A 26,005-nucleotide genomic window follows, 5' to 3' on the forward strand; every position below is an offset into this window, starting at 1 on the left:
TGTTGATAAAGATAGCCATTCCATGTTGTCATTTGGTAAAAAGAAGAAGCCCGAAATAGATATGGAGCAGCACGAACTTTTGGAGTATGCCCATAAACGCATCAAACAAAAGAAAAGGTTGTTCATCCACTTTGTGATTTTTTTGATCGGTAGTATTTTTTTGATTCTCGCCAACAAGGTGCTCAAGTACGGGGAAGCCTACGATTGGTCCGTATGGATCCTATTGGCTTGGGCTTTTTTGGTTGCCCTGCATACATTCAATGTTTTTGTGACCCATAAGTTCATGGGACAAAATTGGGAACGTCAACAACGGGAACGATTGGTTAATCTTCAAAAAAAGCGCATTGGCGAAATCCAGAAGGAAATAGAGACGGATTTCCCGCTTTCCAAAATCAATAAAAAAAAAGATCAATGAGGCGATTGATCATTATTGCGGCGGCGGCCGAAAACAATGCCCTGGGCAAGGACAACGACTTGGTTTGGCACTTACCGGACGATTTTAAACGTTTTAAAAGTTTGACCTCCGGGCACAAAATAATCATGGGCAGAAAAACCTTGGAGAGCTTTCCCAAGCCTTTACCCAACCGAACACACATTGCCATTACCCGAGATGAAGATTATACGCCCAAGTTCCCTTGTACCATTGTGCATTCCATTGGTGAAGCCATTGGTTTGGTAGAGGACAATGAAACTGCTTTTATTATTGGTGGCGGCAAAATCTACAAACAATCCATGGCCATAGCCACGGACATTGAACTCACAAGGGTGCATGGTATTTTTGAGGCAGACGCCTTTTTTCCCGAGATTGATGAAGAACAATGGGAATTGGTAAACGAGGAGCATCATCCAAAGGATGATAGGCACAAATATGATTTTACTTACTTAACCTACCGAAGAAAGGAAGAATAGGCCATCGGGGAAACTGAAATTCCAAGCACTTAAGTTAAGAGTGATGAGTTAGGAGTTCTGAGTTTTATCCTTTTTTTTGACACTCTTGTTTGCCACAGGCAGAGATAGCACAAATTGACTAAACACACTTGAACTTGATATTTATGTCAAGTCAGAATCGTCTATTATCTATCTTTTCTTGCCCAGTTTTTCAATGCTCAGAAATCCAGGTAGGCAACTTGGGCAGTCGGTCGGTCAACCAAATCTTTTAGAACCTCAACATCGGCATTGGTGTAAAAGATATGTTCTGGTTCAGCAACACTGGAAAGCAAGTTATTGTGCTCCAAAACAGCTTTGGTTTGACGAGCCACGGCCTCTCCCGAATCTATGATGTTGATGTGTTCCGGCAATATATCCTTAAGTACGGGCATCAAATACGGGTAATGGGTGCAACCAAGCACCAAACAATCTATGTTTTGATCGAGCATGGGCTGCAAAAAAGCCTGCAGGAGCGTTTTCATTTCTTCGGATTGAATTTTACCTGCTTCAATGAGCTCCACCAGTCCTTTGCCCTCTTGTTCCAGCACGGTAATTCCTTCGGCGAAGAGTTTGGAGGTATTGTGAAACAAACTGCTGGAGAGCGTTCCCTTGGTGGCCAAAACCCCCACTTTTTTGGTTTTGGTATGAAGGGCCGCAGGTTTGATGGCTGGTTCTATTCCAATAAAAGGAACATTGTAGTGGGAACGGAGGTAATCTATGGCGTTTGTTGTGGCAGTATTACAGGCGACCAGAACAATTTTACAGCCTTGGCCCAGTAAATACTCCGTATTCTTGATGCTGAGTCTTAGAATCTCTTCTTTTGACTTTTCACCATAAGGAGCATTGGCACTATCGGCCAAGTAAATGGTTTTTTCGTTGGGAAGCATCTTTGCTACCTCTTTCCAAATAGAGGTGCCGCCCACCCCTGAGTCAAAAATTCCTATTGGTTTTGGCATGCTTAAAAATAGTGGCTTAAATTTTTATGGCATAAAAAAACCGCTTTTAATAAAAGCGGTTTTTTAAAATATTGTAAAATCACGGTTTAGAAACCCAATTCTTGTTTTACTTCTTGCAAAAGGTCTGGACCTTTGGCTACGATCAAGCTCAAACCTGGGCTGGCATCGATTACATAGTCGTAACCTTTGGCCGCTGCAACTTTTTCAATAGCTGCTTTTGCTTTTTCGGAAATTGGGGCAAACAATTCTTGTTGCTTTTTCTGCATTTCTTGCATAGCCGCTTGCTCAGCTTCTTGAATGTTTTTCTCGAACCCTTGAAGCTCTACCGCTCTTTGTTCGTTTTCTTCCCTTGTTTTGGAAGTGGCTTCGTTTTGGTATTGAGTATACTTGTTTTGAAGCTCTGTCATGGAGCTTTGAATGTCTGCTCTGTAGGTTTCTTGTAATTTCTTCAATTCAGCTTGCGCAGCCTTCATCTCCGGCATTTCAGACAATAATTGCTGTACATTAATGTGTGCAACCTTGCTCTGTGCATTTACAAAACCCGTAGCCGCAACAAACAATACTAGGGCTACAGCAATCCTTTTTACATTTTTCATGATTCTCAACGTTACTTTTTTGACTTTAAATTTAGTGTTTCAATATACATTATCCTATTGAATCCTTTTGTTGTTCTTGCGCTTTTTTTCGTTCTTCCAATTTGGCTTTCCGCTGGGCTTCACGCTCTTCCAATAATTTTTTTCTTCTTGCTTCGTATGCTTTCTTCCGCTCTTCGCGTTCCTTCAATTTTTCGGCCCTTCTTTCCTCTGCTGCCTTCTCTCTTTCGCTTTGGGCTTCAGCAGCTTGCTCCTGTCTTTCCTTTAGGGCATCACTGATTTGGTCTTCCTCTTCTTGGAACTGCTCCAAACGGCTTTGCTGCTCTTGTTTTTTGTTGGATGCACTGATTTTTCTGGTGCGTCCTATCTCCCTTAAAACCAAGTCACTGATATCGTGTCTTTTTTCGGAGTACAACATTACAACATCTGCGGATTTATCAAAAATAAAATCGTATCTTTTATTGGCACCGATTTTTTGAACTTCGTTGAAAACCTGATCCTGTATCGGCTGTATTAAAAGTTGTTTTTGCAATACCAAATCCCCTTGCGGTCCAAAACGGTCTTGTTGGTAGTCCAACATTTCCTTTTCCAGAATTTGGATTTCCTCTTCCCGCTCCAAGATCAGTTCATCGGTCAAAAGTACTTTTTCCGCCATCAAATCTTTTTTCATTTGATCAATAACGCTTTGCTTCAGCTCAATTTCTTGTTTCCATTTTTGGGCCTTGGCGTTTAATTGTTCGGTGGCATCCCGATACTCTTCCACATTTTCGAGGATGTATTCCATATCCACGTACCCTATCCGCACTCCTCTTTGGGAGAACCCATAAAGGGACGACATCAAAACAACTAATGATAAAAGAACTTTGGTATTCATCTTTGATTCCGCATTTTACATAGAAAATATCGTGCCAAAATTACTAATTAATTTATAATGAATCATTTACAAATTAGCAATACACGATTTTTCATTGATTAAAACTGCTGCCCGATGATGAAGTGCGTTTGCCAGCCGCTTGGCCCAACTGATCCTGGACGGGCATCGGTATCGAAGCCGTAACCAAAATCAATCCCCAAGAGTCCGAATGCCGGCATAAATATACGTAGCCCCACTCCGGCAGATCTTTTTAACTCAAACGGATTATAATCATTAAAATTGTTGAAGGCATTACCTGCCTCTAAAAATGATAGTGCATAAATAGATGCTGAAGGTTTTAAAGTCAATGGGTAACGCAATTCCAGAGAGAATTTATTGTAAATGGTACCTCCATCCTGTTCCAACCTATTGGTTACGGCATTGGTACTGTACGGGGTTAGTGATTGGTTTTCGTAACCACGTAACTGCACTACGTCCCTACCATCTAAAGTAAAGTTTCCTAAACCATCTCCTCCCACGTAAAAACGTTCAAAAGGAACGTTTCCAATATCGTGGTTATAGGCACCCAAAAATCCAAATTCGGCATTGGTTCGTAAAGTAAGCTTACCAACTATGGCTTGATACCAATCCCCTTTGAATTTTACCTTATAGTACTCTAACAATTTAAATCTTTCCTCCTCCATTCGTTCCAATTCCTCACGAAGTTGGTTAAACTCAAGCTGTTCTTCAGTTGTTGAAGGCTCTCCTATTTCTCGAAGCCTTACATTTACATCGTCAATATCCTCTTTTAACGCTCCAAAATCCTTCCCACCGAACAGGGAATAGGGCGGTGTGAATTTGGCCGTCAACTCAAAGTTGGAACCCGAGGTGGGGAAAATTCTACTGGGTCCTTGGGAACTTCTGGAAATACCAAAAGTGTAACTTAGGGAGTTGGAGCTGCCATTACCAAAATTGAAGAGCCCACTATTGTAATCGTTAAAATCGTACAATTGATAGCTCAACGAGTGTGAAATGGTAAAGAAATCGTCTGGCCACTGTACTCTTTTGGCCAAACCTGCAGATACTCCAGTAATAGCGAAACCCCTTGATTTATCTACATCGAACCTTCCATTTTCGTCGTATTGTGTTCTAAACTGCTGTGTCCTGGAAACAGACAAATTAAACCTAACGGGTTTTTTACCGCCCAACCAAGGTTCCGAGAAATTTAAACTGTACACACGGAAAGTCCTACTGGCCTGCAAACGCAAAGCAAAGGTTTGGCCATCTCCCATAGGAACAGGTTTATAGGCTTCCTTGTTAAAAATGTTCTTTAAGGAGAAGTTACTAAAGGAAAGCCCCAAAGTACCGATGAAACCACCGCCACCAAAACCACCTTGAAGCTCAATTTGGCTGGAACCTGATTCCACCAAGCTATAATTCACATCCACTGTTCCCGCATTGGGGTCTGGATTGATGATGTCCGGAACAATTTGCTCGGCATCAAAAAATCCAAGTTGTCCCAACTCCCTAATGGTCCTTACTATATTGGATTTACTGTATTTTTGACCTGGCCTTGTACGAATCTCTCTATATATTACGTGATCGTTGGTCTTATCGTTTCCAGAAACGGTCACATGGTCCAAAAAGGTTTCTTTCCCCTCTATGATCCGTATTTCAAAATCAATGGTGTCGTTTACAGCGGAAACCTCGACCGGGTTAATGCTTGAGAACAAATACCCATTGTTTTGGTAGAGGTTGGTCAAATCTTGGGCATCCGGGTCGGAATCGTCTGCAACACGCTCTTTAAGCAGTACTCCATTATAGGTGTCCCCTTTTTTGATACCCAATACTTGGCTCAGCATCCTATCTGTGTACACCGAGTTGCCCACAAAATCTATATCGCCAAAATAGTACTTATCGCCTTCTTCTACTTTAATGGTCAACTCAATGTTCTTCTCATCCAGTTTTACAAAAGTATCCGAGAGCACCCTTGCATCCCTATACCCTCGTTCGGCATAGGTATCAATCAAGTTGTCCAAATCCTCCTCATAGTCCGCTTCGATGTATTTGGACTTTTTCCAAAATCGGTAAAACTTTTTCTTCTTGGTGTTTTTAAGCGATTTCCTCAGCTTTTTATTGGACAGCTTTTCGTTACCAACAAAGTTGATGTCCTTTATCTTTACCTTATCGCCCTTGTTCACATTGATGACCATGTTCTGCACATTGGTCCCTGTGGTATCGGCAGTTGTGGCAATGCTTACCTTGGCGTTTAAAAAACCTTGCTTTTTATATTTGTTCTGAAGATAATTCTTGGTATTGGCAATTAAGCTTTCGGTGATTTTTTTCCCTTTCTTAAGGTCGGTATCGTCGATGATATCCTCCACCTTTCTCTTTTTAACACCATAGACCGTTACGTTGTTTAAGGTAGGACGTTCTGTAATATTGAGTTCCAAGAAGATTTTATCATCTTCGATTTTGGTGTAGAACATTTCCACATTGCTGAACAAATCCAGGTTCCACAACTTTTTGATCACTGCGCTTATTTCATCGCCAGGCACCTTAATGGGTTGTCCAACACGTAAACCGGTATAACTCTTAACCGTTTGTTCGTTGTAGCTTTGTAAACCCGTTACGGTCAACCCTCCCAAAATGTATTGTTTGCCCTCTTCGAAGTCGGTCTCTTGGGCAATACCTTGGGCTGAAAATAAAAATAATGGGATAAAAAGGGTCGAAAGGATGAAATTTGTGATACCCTTAGTTAAGTTGTTCGCTCGTTTTTCCAAATCGTCGTTCTCTATTTTGGTAACTTAATATGGCCTCTACCAAATGGTTTTCTCTAAAGTCGGGCCAAAATACATCAATAAAATATAATTCGGCGTATGCAATCTGCCAAAGTAGAAAATTACTTATCCTGCATTCGCCACTTGTGCGGATAAGTAGGTCTACATCAGGCAAAAAGTGCGCGTAAAGATGTGTATTTATAACTGTTTCATCAATATTTTCGGGGGAAATTATGTTATTTTTAACTTTGACCGCAATCTCTTGAACCGCTGTTTTTATCTCCTCACGTGAGCCATAGCTCAATGCCAGCGTTAGGGTCATCCCCGAATTATTTTCGGTTTTGGACATTACCTCGGTCAACTCTTTATATACTTTTGACGGTAATGTTTCTATTTTCCCAATAGCCCTTAACCTAATATTATGCTTGTTCAAGGTCTTTAGTTCCCTTTTAAGGGCGTTGACCAAAAGCTTCATCAAGGTATCTATTTCGGTTTTGGGGCGGTTCCAATTTTCGGTGGAAAAGGCATAAAGCGTTAAGAATGGAATCTGGAGTTTGGCGCAACTCTCCACGGTTTGGTTTACTGATTCCACTCCGTTCTCGTGACCAAACATGCGTATTTTGCCACGCTGCTTGGCCCATCTGCCATTACCATCCATGATAATGGCCACGTGCTGCGGCAGTTTTTCTTTGTCTACGTCTTCTAGTGTGTGCATTTTATTGAAAACAATCCTGGCAGGGTTTACGTCCAAAGGTATAGGTTAATGTTATACCTGAAAAAACGTACCAGTCGTCGCTCAATATGTTCCCGAATCGGAATTGCTCAAAATTGGAACCTTGTGGGTTACTTGCGTCCAAATTGTCCGTAAAAGTATATCTGGCCCCAATTTCGGCCCCAAGAATCAAGAATTGATTTAAACGATACTTAGCCCCAACCGTCATTGGAATTGCAAAACTACCTTCTTTTTGGTTAATATCCTGCATCTGAAGGGCATCAATATAATTAAAATCGTATCTAAAATAGGTTACACCCGTGTATAAGTAAGGCGTGAAGGCGGGTCCGAGCTTATGAAGGTTGTATTCAACAAAGTTGATTTCCAGTCCTGCGGAGAGCTCCAAAATGGAATTATCTACCACATACCCCCTTTGTTGTCTGGATTGCATGTGGGATTCGGTATCGTCTGCGGTTACTTCGCCATAGAGAACACTGGCCCTCCATGCATAGCGCTTCCCTTTGTTCCATTTAAATATCCCGCCAAATGCAGGACCCGAAGGCAAAATGTAATTGGTCCTTCCCACATCGCCTATCATATTGGCACCACCGGCAAACACCCCTATCTCGTAGGTTTGTGCACTTACCTTGATTACACAGCATAGAAAAACTGCTAAAACTATCCGCATACTATCCAAAAAGTTTCAAGAATTAAGGGTAAAGGAAGGTCTATAAATTTATATTTAAAGTTGCTCTCCCTTGTTAAACAGTTTTTCGCTTCTTTTATTGTTTTTGATGGTATCAATTGCGCCTATCTTCGCCCCAAAGCAATTTGTTGCGCAATGTTTTCAAGAAGCTTTCGGATTTATACTCGATCATTTTGATGGTAAAGTCCGCTTTTTTGATTCGGATTTCCTTTCCATTGGGAATATCTGCAATCCGTGAGTCCAAAGACACCAAATGGGTCTGTTCCCGACCTGAAACCTTTAATCTAATCTGTGTTTTATCGGAAATCACCAAGGGGCGAGCATTAAGGTTGTGTGGAGCAATGGGCGTCAGCACCAAGGATTCCGCCGAGGGTGCAATAACCGGGCCGCCACAGCTCAACGAGTACCCCGTTGAACCTGTTGGGGTGGAAACAATCAGTCCATCTGACCAGTAAGAGGTCAAATACTCATCATCCAGCCAGGTTTCCACGGTAATCATGGAGGTGGTATCCTTTCGGCTTACCGTGATTTCGTTCAAGGCGAAATTGATTCCATGGAACTCGTCCAAATCAGAGTTCAGTTCAACTTCCACCAAAGTCCGTTCTTCAATGGTATAGTGGCCTGCTTCAAACTCGGTAACAAGTTTTCGGACATTCTCCTTTTTAAATGTGGACAAAAATCCCAAACGGCCTGTATTGACTCCTACGATGGGAATATCATAGTCCTTTATATAGGTAACGGCCCGCAACATGGTACCATCGCCGCCAAAGCTCACGAACATATCAAAAGATGAGTCCAATCCTTCAGATTGCGTAAATGTCCCTTTTACCTGTTCTTTGGTAATGGTGGCGACAAGTTTGTTGAAGTTCTCTTCCACATAAACAATGGCATCCAACTTCCTCAACTCGTCCAAAAGCTCCTCTACACAAAGCTGGTCCTCCTTTTGAAAGGACTGACCATAAATGGCTACCTTCATACTAAACGTTAAGATATTTTTCTAGATAGTCGGAACGCTGTTTCAAATCTTCCAAAAACTGATCGTCGCTGTTCCCGAACACAATGGTGTAGTTGTACCGCCTAAAGGTTTGGGCCACCTCGTTTAAACTTTGCGTACCCACTTTCAAAGTAATCTCGACGATATCATTCTGTGAATCTGTAATGAATGCGCCCAACAAACGAGCATTGTTCCCTTCCACAATTTGGGCGATCTCGCTAAAAGAATAGTCCTTGATTCCAATGGAAACCACCAAAATGGCACCTGGCTCCCTAAAGAAAGGCGTATCAATGAATACATCCACCACATCTTCCAGATCGTAATACCCAACAATCAAACGGTCTTCATCTAAAACAGGAAGCACATTGGTCTCATTCCGCGAAAACATTTCCAACACATCCAACCAAGCGGTTTCCTTGGTCACAAAAAAGCTCTCCATTTCCAAACGAAAGTCATCAATCTTCTTTGTAGGTTCAAAACAGGCCAGGTCGTTCTCGGAAAGCAATCCCAAGTATGTACCGTTCTCGGTCACCCCAACATGTGAAAATGTGGTCTCCTCAAAAAATGTAATTACATCTTTCAAAGTTTCCGAAACCTCAAAAACGGGAACCGTGTTCGTTATTTTGTCTTGAATCTGCATATCACTTCTATTAGGTGCAAAATACTAATTTAAAATGGCAAAAGGCATGCCGAATTCTTATTTTTGACAATCTAAAAAAGAACTCCATGACAAAGTTGAGTGTCAACATAAATAAACTGGCAACATTACGAAATTCCAGAGGAGGCAACATGCCCAACCTGATTACTTCCACCAAGGACATCGAATCTTTTGGTGCGCAGGGCATTACCATACACCCACGACCCGACGAAAGACACATTCGTTACCAAGATGCCCGAGATCTAAAAAAGGTGGTTACCACAGAGTTCAATATTGAAGGCAATCCCATTCCAAAATTCATTGATTTGGTGCTTGAGGTGAAGCCTACACAAGTTACCTTGGTACCCGATGCCGAAGATGCCATTACTTCCAATGCAGGTTGGGATACCATAAAACACAAAGATTTTTTGTTGGACGTCATCAAAACTTTCAAAGAAAACGGCATCCGCACCTCCATTTTTGTAGATCCCGATGTGGAAATGGTAAAAGGAGCCGCGGAAACAGGAACTGACCGTGTGGAACTTTACACGGAAAGTTTTGCCGAAGAATTTGCCAAAGGCAACAAAGAAGAAGGCATTGCTCCTTTTGTTGAGGCAGCCAAAATGGCACAAGAAGTTGGCCTTGGCCTTAATGCAGGTCATGACCTTAGCTTGGACAACATTAAATTTTTCAAAGAACACATTCCGCATCTTTTGGAGGTATCCATAGGTCATGCTTTGATTTGTGAATCCATCTACCTGGGCCTCGAAAATGTGGTGAACATGTACTTACATAGATTGAAATAATGGAGATACTGCATTCAAAAATATTGGGCGAAGGACAACCTTTTATCATCTTGCATGGATTTTTAGGGATGTCCGACAATTGGAAGACGCTTGGCTCCAAATACGCAGAAAATGGGTTCGAGGTCCATTTGATAGATCAGCGCAACCACGGGAAAAGTTTTCATTCCGAAGAGTTCAATTATGACCTATTGAGTGATGATGTCATCAATTACATGGATTATCACAATTTGGAATCCGCGTACGTAATGGGCCATTCCATGGGAGGCAAAACAGCCATGCAATTGGCCACCTCTCATCCGGATCGGGTAACCAAATTAATCGTGGCCGATATCGCTCCGAAATATTATCCCCCGCATCACGATTTCATCTTCAACGGGCTCTCCCATTTGGATTTTAACCAAATTTCGGATAGACGTGAAGCGGATGAAGAGCTTTCCAAACACATCAAGGTAAAAGGGATCAGACAGTTCCTGCTCAAAAACCTTTATTGGGTGGAAAAAGAAAAGTTGGGGTTCCGCTTCAATTTTGATGTACTTAAAGAGCGTATGGAGGAAATTGGCGAAAACATAACCTCCAATGCCATTTATGACGGCCCTACCTTATTTTTGCGTGGCGACCGCTCGGAATACATCCAACCCCACGACTTTGCCGAAATCAAAAGACACTTCCCCAATGCCCAAATTGAAACCATTGACAAGGCTGGGCATTGGCTGCATGCAGAAAACCCAAAACAGTTTTACGAGAAGAGTTTCAAGTTTCTGAATTCTTAAAATTCACCTCTTTTTATTATGCATGCATAATTTTTTCATCCATTTAATTGTCTGTATGACAAATTTGATATAGATTTGGTTAGTTCTGGTTTTACCATTACAATTAACATAAACTAACTATTACAGATTATTTGATATGAAAAAGTTTTATGCCCTACTCCCATTTCTAGGCTTATTCTTGATTGCATGCGAAGATGATACCCCAATAACCGAAACACCGGGCCCAGAACCCGTAGAATACACCTCAGGATCTGCAGATTTCTCAAATTACGTAGCTGTAGGAAACTCACTGACCGCTGGTTTCTCCGACAATGCCTTATTTGAAGAAGGACAAAAAGCATCTTTCCCCAATATGCTGGCAGCCAACTTTGCGCTCGCCGGTGGTGGAAGTTTTGAAATCCCTCTTATGGCGGATAATTTAGGCGGAATGACTCTTGGGGGAAATCCTATAGATGAAATAGGCAATAGATTGATTTTGTCCTTTTTGGGCGAAAGTCCAAGCCCAGTTCCCGTTGAAGGACAAGGCTCGACCGATGTAGCCGTTAAATTGCCTGGCACATACAACAACATGGGTGTTCCTGGCTCCAAAAGCTATGAATTATTGGCTCCGGGGTATGGTAGCCTGGCAGGTCTGGCCAATGGAACGGCCAACCCATACTTTGTAAGGTTTTCGTCTTCAGAATCTGCTACGGTAATTGGGGATGCTGCCGCACAGGGCGCAACATTTTTCACACTTTGGACAGGCTCCAACGATATTTTATTGTATGCCACCGGAGGCGGTACAGGAGTTGACCAAACTGGCAACCTTGATCCAAGTACCTATTCCAGAAACGATATTACAGACCCTAATGTTTTTGCAGGCTCACTTGATGCCATGTTACAAGCAATGACGGCAAACGGAGCAGATGGCGCCATTGCCAATTTGCCCAACGTAACAGATATACCTTACTTTACCACCGTACCACACAACCCCATTCCTTTGGATGAAGCCACAGCTGCCTTTTTGAACAGCGCAGAAGCTTATGGTGCCTACAACGCTGGTTTGGCCCAATTGCAACAATTAAATATTATAACCGAAGAAGAGTTGGCGGAAAGAACCATCACTTTCTCCCCAGGTGAAGGAAATGCAGTAGTGATCATGGATGAAAACTTAACTGATTTAACAGCATATAACCCTGCCCTGATCAACATGAGACAAGCCACTGAAAAAGACCTTTTGGTGCTTACCGCAAGAACGCATATCGGAACATTGGCCGACCCGAACAATCCAACATCCATAAATGGAGTTGCCGTTCCTTTGGCAGATAAATGGGTGCTGACAACCGATGAGCAAGACCTTGTGGAAACTGCACTTGAATCATACAACCAAACCATTGCAGGTTTGGCCGCAGCTTACGACCTTGCCCTTGTGGATGCCAATGCATTGTTGAACGAGTTAAAAGAAAATGGATTCCAACAGGCCGATGGAAGCATTGTGGATGCAACATTTGCAACAGGGGGTGGGTTTTCCTTGGATGGTGTTCATCCGGCACCAAGAGGTTACGCCATTGTGGCCAATGCCTTTATAGAGGCCATCAACGCAAAATACAATTCGAATTTGCCCGGCGTTGATCCTTTGGATTACACCGGACTATATATTGACTAAACAAACATTATTTTCTTTATCTTAAAGGCACCGAATTTCGGTGCCTTTTTTATTTACAAAATCAATTGAACCTATGAAACTAATCCTAAGACTTTTACTGAATGCCCTAGCAGTTGTAATACTAAGTTACGTATTGCCCGGAGTGGGCGTAGATTCCATGTTTACCGCTATAATCGTGGCAGTAGTGCTCAGTCTGCTCAATTTTTTGGTGAAACCTATATTGATTATCCTTACCCTACCCATTACCATACTCACTTTAGGGCTTTTCCTCTTGGTGATCAATGCCATAATCATACTCTTGGCAGCCAATTTAATTGACGGTTTCCATGTGGCCAGTTTTTGGTGGGCCATTCTATTTAGTCTGCTGCTCGCATTTTTACAAGCCATTTTACAATCCATTTTAAAAGAAGACCAATAGAAATCATTTTGTTTGAAAGTCAACGGTTTAAAAAGTTGCCAGCATCACAAAAAAGCATTACTTTTGCATCCCATTTTTAGAAAGCAAATAGGTAGGAAATGAATATAACCAAAGAGCAGATTGACGATCTTAATGCAGTTGTAAAAGTTGCCATTAGCAAAGAAGACTATCAAGACAAAGTAGAAAAAATCCTAAAGGATTATAGAAAACAAGCCAACATCCCGGGCTTTAGAAAAGGCCAGGTTCCCATGGGGCTTATCAAAAAGCAGTACGGCAAGGCTGTTTTGGTGGATGAAGTGAACAAACTGCTTCAAGACAATCTGAACAAATACCTTACCGAAGAAAAATTGGATGTTTTGGGTAACCCCCTTCCAAAACAACAAGACAATTTTGATTGGGACAAGGACAATCTCGACTTTGAATTTGAATTGGGATTGGCACCAAGCTTTGATGTCAATTTAAAGACCAAAAAAGCGGTGACCCAATATAAAATTGTGGCCGACAAAAAAATGATCGAGGAGCAAGTGGAACGTATCCAAAAGCAATACGGAAAATTGGTTTCCAAGACCGAAGTGGGCAAAACCGATGAAGTAACCGGTTTCTTTGCCAACGAAGAAGAGGAAATTGATCACAAGGCCACCATCGAAATGGATAAGATCAAGAGCAAAAAAGCTGTTGATGCACTCCTTGGAAAAAAAGTTGGTGATACCGTTACTCTTTCCACAAAAGGGCTTTTCAAAGAAGACTACCTCCTATCCGGCGCCTTGGGCATTGCCCGTGACAAAGCGGACGACCTAAAAGTTGACGTTACCTTCACCATTGAAGAAATAAACGAAAGAGAACCAGCTGCTTTGGACCAAGAGCTTTTTGATAAATTGTTCGGAGAAGGAAAAGTAACCTCTGAAAAAGAGTTGAAGGATAAAATCAAAGAAGATTCAGAAAAACAATTCGAACAACAATCCGACCAAAAACTGTTGAACGACATCACCGAAAAATTGATTGACGAAACCAAATTTGAACTTCCTTCCGAGTTCTTGAAAAAATGGATCCAGATCAGTGGAGAAAATCCATTGACCGAAGATGAGGCCAAAGAAGAGTTTGAAAAATCGGAAAAAGGACTTCGCTACCAATTGATCGAAGGCAAGATCATACAAGAAAACGAACTTCAGGTTCAATTTGAAGAACTTAAGGAATTCGCCAAAGGGTTCATTAAATCACAAATGGCCCAATACGGCCACATGGACCCTAAAGAAGAAGAACTGGAAAGTGTTGCCGCTAGAGTAATGAGCAATCAAGACGAGGTAAAAAGATTGTCCGAACAATTGATGAGCCAAAAACTTTTGGACCTTTACAAAGAAAAGGCCAACCTTAAGGTGAAGGAAGTCTCTTATGACGACTTCATCAAGGAAGCATACAGCTAAGGCTTCGCTAAAAGAAAATTAAGTATCTTTACGGTGCCGGAAAGCTAATTTTTCGGCACCTTTTTTTTAAGATAAATCGAGTCAAATCCTATGGATTACGGAAAAGAATTTAAAAAATACGCTACCCAGCACCATGGCATAAACAGCATGTACTATGATAAGCTCATGAGTACCATGTACCCCATGGACATGACGCCAAACATCATCGAAGAAAGGCAAATGAACGCAGTTGCCATGGATGTTTTCTCCAGATTGATGATGGACAGGATCATTTTTATGGGCACGGGCATCAATGATCAGGTGGCCAATATTGTACAGGCACAGTTGCTTTTCTTGGAAAGCGCGGACGCCTCTAAGGATATTCAAATCTATATCAACTCCCCAGGCGGAAGTGTGTATGCAGGTTTGGGCATTTACGACACCATGCAGTTTATAAAACCGGACGTAGCCACCATTTGTACGGGTATTGCCGCATCCATGGCGGCCGTGCTGCTTTGTGCGGGACACGAAGGCAAACGTAGTGGATTGCCCCATTCCAGGGTAATGATCCACCAACCGCTTTCTGGAGCGCAGGGCCAGGCCAGTGATATTGAAATTGCAGCTCAAGAAGTGCTTAAGATCAAGAATGAACTCTACGAGATCATTTCCAAGCATTCGGGCCAATCCTTCGATAAGGTATATGAAGATAGCGACCGTGACTTCTGGATGAAAGCCCCAGAGGCCAAAGCGTATGGAATGATTGATGAAATATTAGTGAGGGAAAAATAGAAATCCCCACAATTGATTAAAAAACAACCACTTAACGCAGAACAAATCCATTTTTTTTGCGTTATTGTTGGTTGAAGATTAAAATTATATGGCAAAGGAAAATTTGGAATGTTCTTTTTGTGGTAGAAAAAAGCCGGAAACCAATTTATTAATCGCCGGACTTGATGCGCATATTTGCGATAGATGTATTGAGCAAGCCCATAGCATTGTGGCCGAAGAGTCCAAACAATCGAAAAACCAAGATCTATCTTCCGAACTGGTCTTAAAAAAACCTATGGAAATTCACGATTTCTTGGACACATTTGTAATTGGACAAGAAAGAACCAAGAAAGTAATGTCCGTAGCGGTTTATAACCACTACAAAAGATTATTGCAGCCCAAGGGCAAGGATGAGGATATCGAAATCCAAAAAAGTAACATTATTATGGTGGGGCAAACCGGAACCGGTAAAACCCTTATTGCCAAAACTATTGCCAAAATGCTCAATGTACCCCTTGCCATTGTTGATGCCACAGTTTTAACTGAGGCTGGTTACGTTGGTGAAGATGTGGAAAGCATATTGACCCGCTTACTACAAGCTGCAGACTACAATTTGGAAAAAGCTGAACGCGGTATTGTCTTTATTGATGAAATAGACAAAATCGCTCGAAAAAGCGACAACCCGTCCATTACCCGCGATGTATCCGGAGAAGGAGTTCAGCAAGGACTTTTAAAACTTTTGGAAGGTACCACCGTTAATGTTCCACCTAAAGGTGGCCGTAAACACCCCGACCAAAAATTCATAGAGGTAAATACCGAAAACATCCTTTTTGTTGCAGGTGGTGCCTTTGATGGTATTGAACGTATCATCACCAAGCGCTTGAATATGCAAGCGGTAGGGTATAGTGCATCTAAAGCGGAGGAAAACCTGGATCAAGAAAATATCCTTCAGTATATTATCCCTAAAGACTTGAAGGAGTTTGGCCTTATTCCTGAAATTATTGGAAGGCTACCCGTGCTCACCCATATGAACCCGTTGGATGCAAAAACGCTTCGTGCCATTTTAACGGAACCGAAAAATGCCATCATCAAGCAGTACGAAAAACTGTTTGCCATGGATGACATCAAGTTTACCATTACCGACCAGGCATTGGACTATATTGTTGAAAAAGCAGTGGAATACAAACTAGGGGCACGAGGTTTGCGTTCCCTGTGCGAAGCGGTCTTTACCGACGCCATGTTCTCCCTACCTAGTAGTGATGAAACAGAGTTTAAGGTAACAAAAGGATATGCCGAGAAAAAGCTCTCTTACGAAACAGTGAAAAAATTAAAAGCAGTCTCTTAATTTAGACTGCTTTTTTAGTAACATTCTCCAATAGTTCCAAACTAATCTCCGAGATAATTTTCTCATCAGAATAAAGGGTGTGCCCAAAATTTGGAACAATCTTAAGATTGGCACCAACACTTTTGGCCCACTTTAACCCAGGCTTGGATTTATCACACTCTCCGTAAATTAATTGCACATCGGTAGGTGCTGCTTGTTCTTCTGTTTCAATTCCAATAGCAGAAATAGCGGTAATTGTTTTTGTTGGCAAGCCCATTAACGAAGCTTTGTAAATAACCGTTGCTCCCATACCAAAAGCTAAATAATGCGCTGGTTGGGTTTCCTTTTTGATAAGGCTGGAGACCGCCATTTTAATTCCATTTTCTTTAAAAGCTCTGTCTATATTCTCTTCTGATGATATAGAAACATCAATATTGCCCAATTGTTGGCAATCATAATAAACAATATCGTAGTACTGTTGAAGGTAACCAAAATAAGAGGCTATCCAAAGTCCCTTTTTGGACCCCCATTTGTCTGAAATTATAACAAGTTTTTCTTCTGCCATGATTTTAATGGTTTTTGTGTTTACAAAAGATTTGATAGGGGGAATTTCATCAATAAACGCTGCAAATCCTCTTTTATTTGTTCAAAAGAAATAATTTTACGGTGAACGGTTCAAATTTACGAAAACGTTTTCGTAAACCTCAGATGAATGTCGATTTTTTACGATAATCTACCCCTATTGGATATTCATTTGAAGAAGTTCCTCGATACAGTTCCTCTCGTTGGACAATCTTGGAATCTTGTGTTGGCCACCTAGCTTGTTCTGGGACTTGAGCCACTGATGGAACAAATTCTTACGCGCTACATGCACTTTGGGCATCTTTAAAGTGATATTGTTATAACGTTTTGCCTCGTAGTCCGAGTTCAGGGATTTAAGGGCATTGTCCAGCATTTCGGTAAAATACGCAATACTCTCCGGTGGTTTTCTAAATTCTATCATCCACTCATGTGCGCCTTTTTCCTTGCCCGTCATAAAAATAGGGGCGGCGGTATAATCCACTATCTCTGCCGCTGTCTTTAAACAAACCTGCTTTAAGGCTTCCTCTGCATTTTCAATAATCAGCTCTTCGCCAAACACATTGATATGGTGCTTGGTACGTCCAGTAATCTTGATTCGATAGGGATTTTTAGAAGTAAATCGTATGGTGTCACCAATTTTATATCGCCATAAACCTGCATTGGTTGTGATGACCATGGCATAATTAACGCCCAGTTGAACATCCCAAAGTGGAATGGCCCGCTCCCCTTCCACATTGGAATCCATCGGGATAAACTCGTAGAAAATCCCATAGTCCAACATCAGCAAAAGCTCATCGGAGTTGTTTTGATCCTGAATACCGAAGAACCCTTCGGATGCGTTATAGGTTTCGTAATAATTGAACCTTTTTCTGGGCAAGAGTTTTTTATACTGGTTCTTATATGGCGTAAAACTTACCCCTCCGTGAAAATACACCTCCAAATTTTCCCAAATCTCGAACAAGTGGTTTTTCCCGGTTTTCTCCAAAACCTGATTGAGCAATACCAACATCCAAGACGGCACGCCGACCAAACTGGTTACGTTCTCACGGATGCTTTCCTCGATAATGGCCTCCAGTTTGGATTCCCATTCGGTCATAAGGGAAACCTTGTTGCTCGGCGTACTACTGTATTCCGCCCAAAGGGGCATATTATCGATCAATATGGCAGAGAGATCGCCAAAAAAAGTCCCGTTATCCTCGTAAAGTTCCTTGCTGCCGCCCAACCTTAAACTTTTCCCTGTAAATAATTGAGAGTTTTCATTGTTGTTAAGGTATAGGCACAGCAAATCCTTGCTGGATTTGTAATGGCAATCTTCCAGGGCCTCGGTACTTACGGGTATAAACTTGCTCTTTGCATTGGTAGTCCCGCTGCTTTTGGCAAACCATTTAATGGAAGTTGGCCAAAACAGGTTCTGCTCGCCCCTACGTGTACGCTCAATAAGCGGGGCAACATCTTCGTAGGTTACAATAGGTACCCTGTTTCGGAATTCATCATACTTGGGAAGGTCTTGAAACCCATATTGTTTGCCGATCATCGTATCTTTGGAAAAGTCCAAAAGCTGGTGCAGCACCTCATTCTGAACATCCAAAGGATACTTTAAAAAAAGCTCTATTTGATGGTAGCGCTTTCTCAATAACCAAGAAGCAATGGAGTTGAATAATGGTATTGGCATTTTAGGTATCTTTAACCAAAGAAACTAAGGTTGGTCCAACCGCTAAAATAGCTTTTCTAACACTCATTTTCAAATAAGATAAATACATTCATTTTAATATGCTATACGAAGGAGTACTGAGGAAGATGCGAACGGAAATCGGAAGTCCCATTCAATATTTTTTGGTTTTTGAGAACGACTTTATCAACATGAATCAAGGGTTGAACAGGGAACTTCAGATTGATTTTATCAAATTTCAATGCTTAAATTGTGGTGAGGACAAACCTATTTATCGGCAGGGGTTTTGCAAATCCTGTTTTTTTGAAACGCCCCGTGCCGGCGACTGGATCATGAAACCCGAACTGAGTACGGCCCATTTGGACAAGGAGGACCGAGACCTTGAGTTTGAAAAAAAAATGCAGCTACAGCCCCATATTGTGTATTTGGCCAATTCCAGTAACATTAAAGTTGGGGTTACCCGTAAATCACAAGTTCCTACACGTTGGATAGACCAAGGAGCGCATGAGGCCATAGAAATCGTAGAGGTTCCCAACCGTTATTTGGCAGGCATTACCGAAGTTGCCCTCAAAGACCATGTGAGCGACAAGACCAGCTGGCAAAAAATGCTCAAAAATGATATTGAAGATGTAGATTTGGTAGCGTGGCGCAATAAATTAAAGGCAAGCATTCCCAAGGAGGCCATTGATTATTTTTTGGATGATCGAGAAGAAACCAATCTCGAGTTTCCTGTATTGCAATACCCTGATAAGGTTAAAAGTCTTAATCTGGACAAAACCCCGAGCTACAAAGGCGTTCTCAAAGGCATCAAAGGACAGTACCTTATTTTTGAGGACAATACCGTATTCAATGTCCGCGGAAGTGAAGGATATTTTGTGGGGATAAACTTTAACTAATGTTTCAACGATAAACCTCTGGACTTTACACAACTTTTGTTGGTCATTATTTGACTTTGATAAAGATTTTTTAATTTAAACGCTCTCATTAATAAACAAAAATGCTTAAAGAAGTACTACAGACCCTGAAAATGCTCAAGCGAATCAATAATCCATCGCAAGAGGTCAAAGATTCCATGGATTTTTTGGAACAATCCCTAAAAACCAAAACCAAAGAAAACCTACTCGATATTATGTCCATTGGGGACGTAATGGGCTACGATGAACTGCAGAACAGCCTCAGGGAAATGGTGAACTTTTTGGAAAAAATGAAGGACAGGCCAAACTAAATCAATCGATGGAATTTAGCCAAAGCATCTAATCCCATGCTCAAAGTTTTTAGGAGAATACGAAAGAAATCCATTGCCGAAAAAAAAGTCCGCAATTACATCCTATATGCCTTAGGAGAGATTGTATTGGTGGTGATCGGTATCCTTATCGCCCTTGCCATAAACAATGCCAACGAGCTTAGCATAAAAAGGGAGAAGGAACAAATCTATCTTATAGGGCTTCGGGATGAGTTCAAAACCAGCCAAATCAAATTAAAAGAACTTATTTCTTTTAACAAACAAAGCTATGAGGATTCCAAGAAAATTTTAGCCTATATGGTTGACCCGGAGAACCTACCCAATGAGCAAGAGCTCGCCAATTTGCTGTATAATGCCTTGGCCTTCGATATTTCGTTCAATCCCAACAATTCCCTCTTGATGGAAATGATCAATTCGGGAAGTTTAAAAGATATCGCCAATCCACGCCTGCGTATCCTTTTGAGCAATTGGATTTCCAACATTGAGGACATATCCAAACAAGAAATGATGCTGGCCAATGAGCGGGACAATATACTCGATATGTTCCGCAGCGAAGAAAACAGCATTAAAACACTATATGACCTAACAGGGGTTTCTGATGAATTGGGGATTCCCGCTAGTTCGGACCGAACAAGCAACCGTAACCTGCTAAAGTCGAAAGAGTTTGAGAACAATATGCTCATGTTCATACTGACCAGTATCAAAACGGAAACAGTGCATTACAACCCATTGATGCAAAGTATAGTTGAGATTCTGAAAACCATCGACAACGAGATCAACCAATAAAAAGAGGCTGTCTAAAAAGTATTGAAATGCGTCATTCTGAATTTATTTCAGAATCCCATCATATTGATAAACAAATCATTATGAGAACCTGAAACAAGTTCAGGTTGACGAAAACCGACTTTTTAGACAGCCTCCTTCTTTTAATTCACCGTATCCTTTTTCTTTTTCTTGAGCAGTCCACCCAAAATAGATTTGGCTGCATCTTTTACTTCATCACCCTTTTTGGCCTTTGTACTATCTGTTGTAGTTGTATCCTTTTTACCACCGCTCAGAATATTGCCAATGGTTTCTTTAACACCATCGTTTTTGGTCTTGGTGGTATCGGATTCATCTTTTTTAAAGACATCGGACAATAGATCTTTGGCTTTTTCCTTACCCTGACCTATTAATTTCTGTTTTTGCATTTCCACCAACTTAGATGTCAACGTTTTCACGCTCGACGTTAAATCGGTGCTTACGGAAGGGCTCGCAAAATTACCCCCAATATTTGCCGTTACGGGTACAGTGACCTCTCCTAGGCTATCATCGTTCAATTGGGCAATCAGTTTAGTTACCTCGGCACCCAAATATTTGGCAGGTACGTTCAAAGTGGCCGAATAATTCATTTGCTTGTCGAACGAGTGGCTTCCATTTACATCAATGGCAATATCCTTGTAATTTAAGGTAAAGGGTTTCACTTTAACCGAACCATTGTCAAAACTCAAAGCAGTTTTAAGCCCGTCCAAATTAATTTCCTTGGTGTTTAAAAAACTAAGTTTGCTATCCAATGCAGAGACCAATGGCGCTTTTTGCGTGTCTACAGTTGGATTTAGGAGTTCTGCCAAAAGGTTGCCCGAAATGGTGGCCAAGTTTGGCGTAAAATCATCTTGTAAGTTACCCGATATTTTTATGTCCGAATTGAGCTTTCCATTTATTGCACTGGCCAAAGGAGTCAAAACTTTAAAAAGCTCCAATCCTGCAAAAGATTCTCCAATGTTGAAATTGTTCATTCCAAGACTCATATCAAATGTTGAGGCCTCTTGTTTGGTAGATACGGAACCGGACAAGCCCAATGTGCCCCCGAACAATTCCGAAGTAAGGTTTTTTACCGTGGCCGTCTCATCTTTGATGACCAAGGTTCCCTTTACATTTTTCAGGTTAAGGTTATCGTACACCACCGTATTGGCAGCAGCTTCGATGGTACAATCCAAAAACGAGGGTATTTTGATGCATTCCTCCCCCGTTGGGGCCGATTTTTCTTCTTCTGAACCTTCCGTTTCCACCGCTTCAGTTTCCTCGACCATAAAATCGTTCAGGGCAAACTTATTGGAAGCCAGTGTAAAGTTTCCCTCAATATTTTCATTGTTGAACATAAAACCCAACAGATTGGTCAAGGTGCCTTTGGCATCAAAATCCGTACTTCCTGTTTTTCCTTTAAAAGAATTAAGGGTTACCGTATTGGGGTTAAAAGTAACCGCAGCGGTATTGATGGCCACTGGATTCTTCAGCTCTTCCGAAGCATATTCAAAGCCTGAAACGGATGCCTTTCCGCTGGTCTTGGTATTCTGATATTGTTTTTTCTCCAAAGAGGCCATATCAAAGGCCGTTGTAACATCGGCATTCAAAATTCCTTTGAGGTTATAATCGTCTGGCACGGGATAAGCTTGGGAAATATTCGCCAAGTTGATGCTTCCGTCCATGTGGGCATTTACCTTGGTATTACCCATCAACTCCTTAATTTTGGCGTTCAAGTTGAATTTATCTTCGTCGATAAGAAAGGATAGCCTGTTAATGTTCACATAAGTGTCCTCGGTGATTCCAGTTTCGTTGTTGATTTCGGTATCGATATACACATTGCGCACCGATTTGGGCAAATCTGGATATTTGAACGATGCATTTTCCGAGTTGATCGCAATTTTGAAGGTTGGGATATGTTCATCATCCACCACACCTTTAAATTCTCCGTTCACCTCAAAATTTCCAGTGGTCTGTACGTTTTCAATATTTGAGGCGTAGGCTTCGGGTATCACCGCCAAAAAGTTTTTGAAGTCAGACGATGGTGTTTTAAACGTGATGTCCACTTCTTGATTATCATCGTTTACTTTCACAAAACCATCAAAAACCAAGGGTAGTTGGTTCACCAGTGCTTTGTTCTCCAAAAAAGTGTATTTGTTCTCGCTCAAGTCGATACCGATTAAGGCATCAAGATTGATCTTGTTCTTGTTCAAGTATTGGGTACTATCCATTTCAAAAGACACCAAAGCATCGGTAAGGGTTTTTAATTCTGATTTTTCCAAGGAAAGGTCGCCCGTTCCCGAATGGTTCATCTCAGAAATGTCCAACAACATTCCGCTGGCCAAATCTTCATAAATAATTTCCGAATTGGTGATGGCGTAGGAATCCATGTTCAGCGTAAAATTATTGCTGGATTCTTCAGAAGTTGTTGAAGCTGTTTCTTCACTTTCTTTGGCAATATCGTAGTTTGCGTTGCCTTCTGTATCTGCCTTTATGTGCAATTTAGCGCCGTCAATATTCAGCGTTTTAATAACAATCGGCTCATCTGCAGACTTAAACAATTCTTTTATGGACATGGCCAACTCGATCTCCGAAGAGGAGAACAAGGTATCGCCCTCAAAAGGGGCTTTGTTCACCAACGACAGATTGGTTAGTGCAACATTCGCATTTGGGAAACTTCTGAGAAGGCTAAGGTCTGCCTTTTCGAAATCCAAGGTCGCATTTATGCTATTGTTGGCTTTGGTTTTGATAATCTCTTCAATCTTACCTTGAAGAAGCAAGGGTACGGCAATGATAATTGCTAGTAGGACAAGTAGGGTTATTGCGGTAATTTTTAGGACATTTTTCTTCATACTTGTATGTTTTACAACAAATTAAAGGAGAAGACTCAATCCAAAGAAATTTCCTCTCCTATTTTTAAGTTAAATCTTTTTCGCATTAGATATACGAAAAAATAGAGCAAAGGGGTGTCGAGGAGGGCAATCATTATTTTAAAAATCACACCACTGATCAACAATCCATAAAATTTGTCCCAGGGCAATACCCCAAAAATGCACAAGAGGCCAACCACGGTAAAGGTATCTATGAATTGAGAGGAAAATGTAGAAAAATTGTTCCTGAGCCAGAGCATTCTACCATTGGTCACTCTTTTCCAAAAATGATAGATGGTGATATCTATATATTGAGCTCCCAAATAGGCCAGCATTGATGCCAATACGCCCAAAGGAGATAATCCGAACACCGTGGTAAATGTGGCATCATTCACAGGTGATGTAGGGATGGAGACGGAATAATTGGCCAACAAAATAATGCCCATGGAGAAAATCGAAGCAAAAATACCTGCAGTTACCACCTGATTGGCTTTTTTTTGCCCGTAAATCTCGGAGACCAAATCGGTAATCAAAAAAGTGATGGGATAAGGTAAAATTCCCACCGAAAGTTCAAAAAGCGGCGCTCCAAAAACGGTAACATCCCCAAAGGGACTCCAAGAGAAAAACTTTTGGAAGATAAGGTTGGACACCACCAAAGAGGTAATGAACAATGCTCCTAGATACAGATATATGGAAAATGCTAACTTCTTGTCCTTTTGCGTCATATATTGTTTAAAAGCTCCGCTTCGGAACCATTGGTCTCAATTATTTAATTTTTAGACTGAACGGCATCTTGGCCTGGATACCTTCTTGTTTGGTAAATTGATTAAATTCCTTCAAAATTTCGTAGGCTTCCGTACCTATTTCCTCTTGAATGATGGATTCTCCCAATTTGGTCTTTACCGACCCAAAATCTTCCATAAACCGCTCAAAATCCGATTTGTATTTGGGGTATTTACGGACGCCATAATCTTTTAAGCCGGCCATATCGGCGGCGGCGGCAATAGCATCGTCCAAGTTGCCGAGCTCATCCACCAGACCCAATGCTTGGGCATCTACCCCGCTCCAAACCCTGCCTTGGGCGATTTCGTTTACGCGTTCCACAGGCATATTTCGGCCTTTGGATACGCGGTCCAAAAAGGTATCGTAGGTTTCCTCAATACTTTCTTGCATAACATTGCGGAAGGAATCGGTCATGGGTTCAAAAAAGGAATAATCTACAGAGTTTTTATTGGTGCCCACTTGCTCCGCATTTATCCCCATATTTTTTGCTAGCCCGTGAACGTTGGGAATGGTACCAAAAACACCTATAGATCCTGTAATCGTAGTAGGTTCGGCAAAAATCTTATCGCCTCCCACGCCGATATAATACCCACCGGAAGCCGCTACATTTCCAAAGGAAACCACCAAAGGCTTTTCTTTTTTGGCCAACTGCATTTCCCTCCAAATAATATCTGAGACCAAGGCACTGCCTCCAGGCGAATTTACACGCAGTACAATGGCCTTTACACGCTCATTCTCCACTGCTTTATGCAAAGCATCCACAATAAGGTCTTGTCCTATGTAATCTTTTCCACCTTCTCCACCCAGAATCTCTCCTTGGGCATAGATAACGGCTATCTTGTCCGCCCCTGTTCTTATGCTCTTTTTGTTGGCTTTCTGCACATAATCCTTAAACCCCACATAGTTTAGTTCGTCATCTTCCGATACCTTCATTTTTTCCTTGAGCAGCCCCTCGTACTCATCGTAATGCAAGGCTCCATCCAAGAGTCCCGAAGTTACCGCATACTCTGGTGTTCTTCCTCCAAGGGTATCGGCAATGATGTTCAAGTTTTGGGGCGTAATGTTTCGAGATTCCGAAATATCGTCCACGATAACACTCCAAATAGAAGTAATCAATTCTTTGATTTGGGTACGGTTTTCTTCGCTCATGGTATCGGAAAGAAAGGGTTCCACAGCACTTTTGTACTTTCCGTGGCGGATGACTTCCATCTTTATCCCGGACTTTTCCTGAAGCTCTTTATAAAAAAGTACTTCGGTGGCCAGTCCCTTAAAATCCAAAACACCAACAGGGTTAATGTATACCTCATCGGCTGCACTGGCCAAGTAATAATCCCGCTGTGCATACACATCGGAATGGGCCATTACAAATTTTCCGCTCGACTTAAAATCCAACAGTGCTTTTCTTATTTCGCGGGTTTGGGCCACACCTGCCAGTAAATAACCGGTAGTAATGCTAATACCTTCGATATTGTCATCGTTTTTGGCGACTTTAATGGCGTGCAGTATTTCATCCAAACCGAGTTCTTCACCACCAAAGGCAGCAAAGGGGTCGGTCTCATCCTTTCCTGTATAATCCAAAATAGGACCCACAAAACTGAGCTCCAGTACAGAGTTCTTTTTCACCACAACACCATCGTCCATACTTCCCATTAGGGCCAAAAAGATGAAGAACATCCCCATCAATATTCCAAATGCTACCAAGCTCCCCAAAATTGAGGCCAATAGGTTTCTTAAAAACTTCATTCAATAAAATTTAATACGCCTCAAATATAACCATTGTAGTATTGTT

Annotated in this window: 25 protein-coding genes; 12 read left to right on the forward strand and 13 right to left on the reverse strand. The window is 41.5% G+C overall.

Translation table 11 applies throughout. The features are described from left to right. Positions 1 to 22 precede the first annotated feature (22 nt). Together GO009_RS05795 and GO009_RS05800 are read left to right on the forward strand one after the other, a co-directional pair. Positions 23 to 415 (forward strand): 2TM domain-containing protein, encoded by a 393-nt coding sequence (locus GO009_RS05795; RefSeq protein ID WP_163625272.1) that lies wholly within the window; start codon positions 23 to 25, stop codon positions 413 to 415. Next, on the forward strand, positions 412 to 909 hold the full coding sequence (locus tag GO009_RS05800) for a dihydrofolate reductase (protein WP_163625273.1): 498 nt from the start codon (positions 412 to 414) through the stop codon (positions 907 to 909). The genes GO009_RS05795 and GO009_RS05800 overlap by 4 nt, the downstream gene beginning before the upstream one ends. 197 nt (positions 910 to 1,106) lie before the next feature. Here the strand turns inward: GO009_RS05800 and murI are convergent, their stop codons facing one another. The 8 genes from murI to GO009_RS05840 form a co-directional block, all read right to left on the reverse strand. Next, positions 1,107 to 1,883: a glutamate racemase gene (murI, locus tag GO009_RS05805; RefSeq protein ID WP_163625274.1), complete on the reverse strand. Its 777-nt coding sequence runs from the start codon at positions 1,881 to 1,883 to the stop codon at positions 1,107 to 1,109. Between the two features lie 86 nt (positions 1,884 to 1,969). Beyond that, positions 1,970 to 2,479 carry an OmpH family outer membrane protein gene (locus GO009_RS05810; RefSeq protein ID WP_014033248.1) on the reverse strand — a complete coding sequence of 170 codons (510 nt, stop codon included), beginning with the start codon at positions 2,477 to 2,479 and terminating at the stop codon, positions 1,970 to 1,972. Positions 2,480 to 2,528: 49 nt separating this feature from the next. Beyond that, complete coding sequence (locus GO009_RS05815; RefSeq protein WP_163625275.1) at positions 2,529 to 3,350, reverse strand: OmpH family outer membrane protein; 822 nt, start codon at positions 3,348 to 3,350, stop codon at positions 2,529 to 2,531. 98 nt (positions 3,351 to 3,448) lie between these two features. After that, positions 3,449 to 6,112, reverse strand: coding sequence for an outer membrane protein assembly factor BamA (gene bamA / locus GO009_RS05820; RefSeq protein WP_163625276.1), 2,664 nt, complete (start codon positions 6,110 to 6,112; stop codon positions 3,449 to 3,451). Further along, on the reverse strand, positions 6,084 to 6,824 hold the full coding sequence (locus GO009_RS05825; RefSeq protein WP_163625277.1) for an isoprenyl transferase: 741 nt from the start codon (positions 6,822 to 6,824) through the stop codon (positions 6,084 to 6,086). Before GO009_RS05825 ends, bamA begins: the two co-directional genes overlap by 29 nt. A gap of 1 nt (position 6,825) precedes the next feature. Then, positions 6,826 to 7,509: a DUF6089 family protein gene (locus GO009_RS05830; protein ID WP_163625278.1), complete on the reverse strand. Its 684-nt coding sequence runs from the start codon at positions 7,507 to 7,509 to the stop codon at positions 6,826 to 6,828. Positions 7,510 to 7,621: 112 nt separating this feature from the next. Next, positions 7,622 to 8,503 carry an NAD kinase gene (locus tag GO009_RS05835; RefSeq protein WP_163625279.1) on the reverse strand — a complete coding sequence of 294 codons (882 nt, stop codon included), beginning with the start codon at positions 8,501 to 8,503 and terminating at the stop codon, positions 7,622 to 7,624. 1 nt (position 8,504) lies between these two features. Then, a complete protein-coding gene (locus GO009_RS05840; protein ID WP_163625280.1) occupies positions 8,505 to 9,161 on the reverse strand; it encodes a CBS domain-containing protein in 657 nt (218 codons plus the stop codon). A gap of 86 nt (positions 9,162 to 9,247) precedes the next feature. Between GO009_RS05840 and GO009_RS05845 the strand changes: the two genes are divergently transcribed. The 7 genes from GO009_RS05845 (at position 9,248) to clpX (ending at position 16,310) form a co-directional block, all read left to right on the forward strand. Next, a complete protein-coding gene (locus GO009_RS05845; RefSeq protein WP_163625281.1) occupies positions 9,248 to 9,964 on the forward strand; it encodes a pyridoxine 5'-phosphate synthase in 717 nt (238 codons plus the stop codon). After that, positions 9,964 to 10,734 carry an alpha/beta fold hydrolase gene (locus GO009_RS05850; RefSeq protein WP_163625282.1) on the forward strand — a complete coding sequence of 257 codons (771 nt, stop codon included), beginning with the start codon at positions 9,964 to 9,966 and terminating at the stop codon, positions 10,732 to 10,734. Before GO009_RS05845 ends, GO009_RS05850 begins: the two co-directional genes overlap by 1 nt. Positions 10,735 to 10,870: 136 nt before the next feature. Then, the gene (locus GO009_RS05855; RefSeq protein ID WP_163625283.1) at positions 10,871 to 12,379 is read left to right on the forward strand and encodes a G-D-S-L family lipolytic protein; all 1,509 of its coding nucleotides are present in this window, start codon (positions 10,871 to 10,873) and stop codon (positions 12,377 to 12,379) included. A 73-nt stretch (positions 12,380 to 12,452) separates the two neighbouring features. Continuing rightward, positions 12,453 to 12,797, forward strand: coding sequence for a phage holin family protein (locus tag GO009_RS05860; protein WP_163625284.1), 345 nt, complete (start codon positions 12,453 to 12,455; stop codon positions 12,795 to 12,797). Between the two features lie 98 nt (positions 12,798 to 12,895). Then, positions 12,896 to 14,218, forward strand: coding sequence for a trigger factor (gene tig, locus GO009_RS05865; RefSeq protein WP_163625285.1), 1,323 nt, complete (start codon positions 12,896 to 12,898; stop codon positions 14,216 to 14,218). 90 nt (positions 14,219 to 14,308) lie between these two features. Then, complete coding sequence (gene clpP / locus GO009_RS05870) at positions 14,309 to 14,986, forward strand: ATP-dependent Clp endopeptidase proteolytic subunit ClpP (protein WP_163625286.1); 678 nt, start codon at positions 14,309 to 14,311, stop codon at positions 14,984 to 14,986. An 88-nt stretch (positions 14,987 to 15,074) separates the two neighbouring features. Beyond that, on the forward strand, positions 15,075 to 16,310 hold the full coding sequence (gene clpX / locus GO009_RS05875; RefSeq protein WP_163625287.1) for an ATP-dependent Clp protease ATP-binding subunit ClpX: 1,236 nt from the start codon (positions 15,075 to 15,077) through the stop codon (positions 16,308 to 16,310). 1 nt (position 16,311) lies between these two features. Here clpX and GO009_RS05880 read toward each other — a convergent pair whose 3' ends face one another. Further along, positions 16,312 to 16,854 carry a hypothetical protein gene (locus tag GO009_RS05880; RefSeq protein WP_163625288.1) on the reverse strand — a complete coding sequence of 181 codons (543 nt, stop codon included), beginning with the start codon at positions 16,852 to 16,854 and terminating at the stop codon, positions 16,312 to 16,314. 174 nt (positions 16,855 to 17,028) lie between these two features. Continuing rightward, a complete protein-coding gene (locus tag GO009_RS05885; protein WP_163625289.1) occupies positions 17,029 to 18,543 on the reverse strand; it encodes a GH3 auxin-responsive promoter family protein in 1,515 nt (504 codons plus the stop codon). A 98-nt stretch (positions 18,544 to 18,641) separates the two neighbouring features. Here GO009_RS05885 and GO009_RS05890 point away from each other — a divergent pair, with 98 nt between their 5' ends. From GO009_RS05890 to GO009_RS05900, 3 genes are all read left to right on the forward strand, one after another. Then, on the forward strand, positions 18,642 to 19,436 hold the full coding sequence (locus GO009_RS05890; RefSeq protein ID WP_163625290.1) for a DUF2797 domain-containing protein: 795 nt from the start codon (positions 18,642 to 18,644) through the stop codon (positions 19,434 to 19,436). Positions 19,437 to 19,537: 101 nt separating this feature from the next. Continuing rightward, a complete protein-coding gene (locus tag GO009_RS05895) occupies positions 19,538 to 19,765 on the forward strand; it encodes a hypothetical protein (RefSeq protein WP_163625291.1) in 228 nt (75 codons plus the stop codon). 36 nt (positions 19,766 to 19,801) lie between these two features. Then, positions 19,802 to 20,569, forward strand: coding sequence for a DUF6090 family protein (locus GO009_RS05900; RefSeq protein ID WP_163625292.1), 768 nt, complete (start codon positions 19,802 to 19,804; stop codon positions 20,567 to 20,569). 140 nt (positions 20,570 to 20,709) lie between these two features. Here the strand turns inward: GO009_RS05900 and GO009_RS05905 are convergent, their stop codons facing one another. The 3 genes from GO009_RS05905 to sppA are packed head-to-tail and all read right to left on the reverse strand — an operon-like array spanning position 20,710 to position 25,959. After that, a complete protein-coding gene (locus tag GO009_RS05905; protein ID WP_163625293.1) occupies positions 20,710 to 23,415 on the reverse strand; it encodes an AsmA family protein in 2,706 nt (901 codons plus the stop codon). 35 nt (positions 23,416 to 23,450) lie between these two features. Continuing rightward, positions 23,451 to 24,158: a queuosine precursor transporter gene (locus GO009_RS05910; RefSeq protein WP_163625294.1), complete on the reverse strand. Its 708-nt coding sequence runs from the start codon at positions 24,156 to 24,158 to the stop codon at positions 23,451 to 23,453. A 40-nt stretch (positions 24,159 to 24,198) separates the two neighbouring features. Beyond that, positions 24,199 to 25,959 carry a signal peptide peptidase SppA gene (gene sppA / locus GO009_RS05915; protein ID WP_163625295.1) on the reverse strand — a complete coding sequence of 587 codons (1,761 nt, stop codon included), beginning with the start codon at positions 25,957 to 25,959 and terminating at the stop codon, positions 24,199 to 24,201. Positions 25,960 to 26,005 lie beyond the last annotated feature (46 nt).

The organism is Allomuricauda sp. TY007, from assembly GCF_010468565.1.
Taxonomy (GTDB): Bacteria; Bacteroidota; Bacteroidia; order Flavobacteriales; family Flavobacteriaceae; genus Flagellimonas.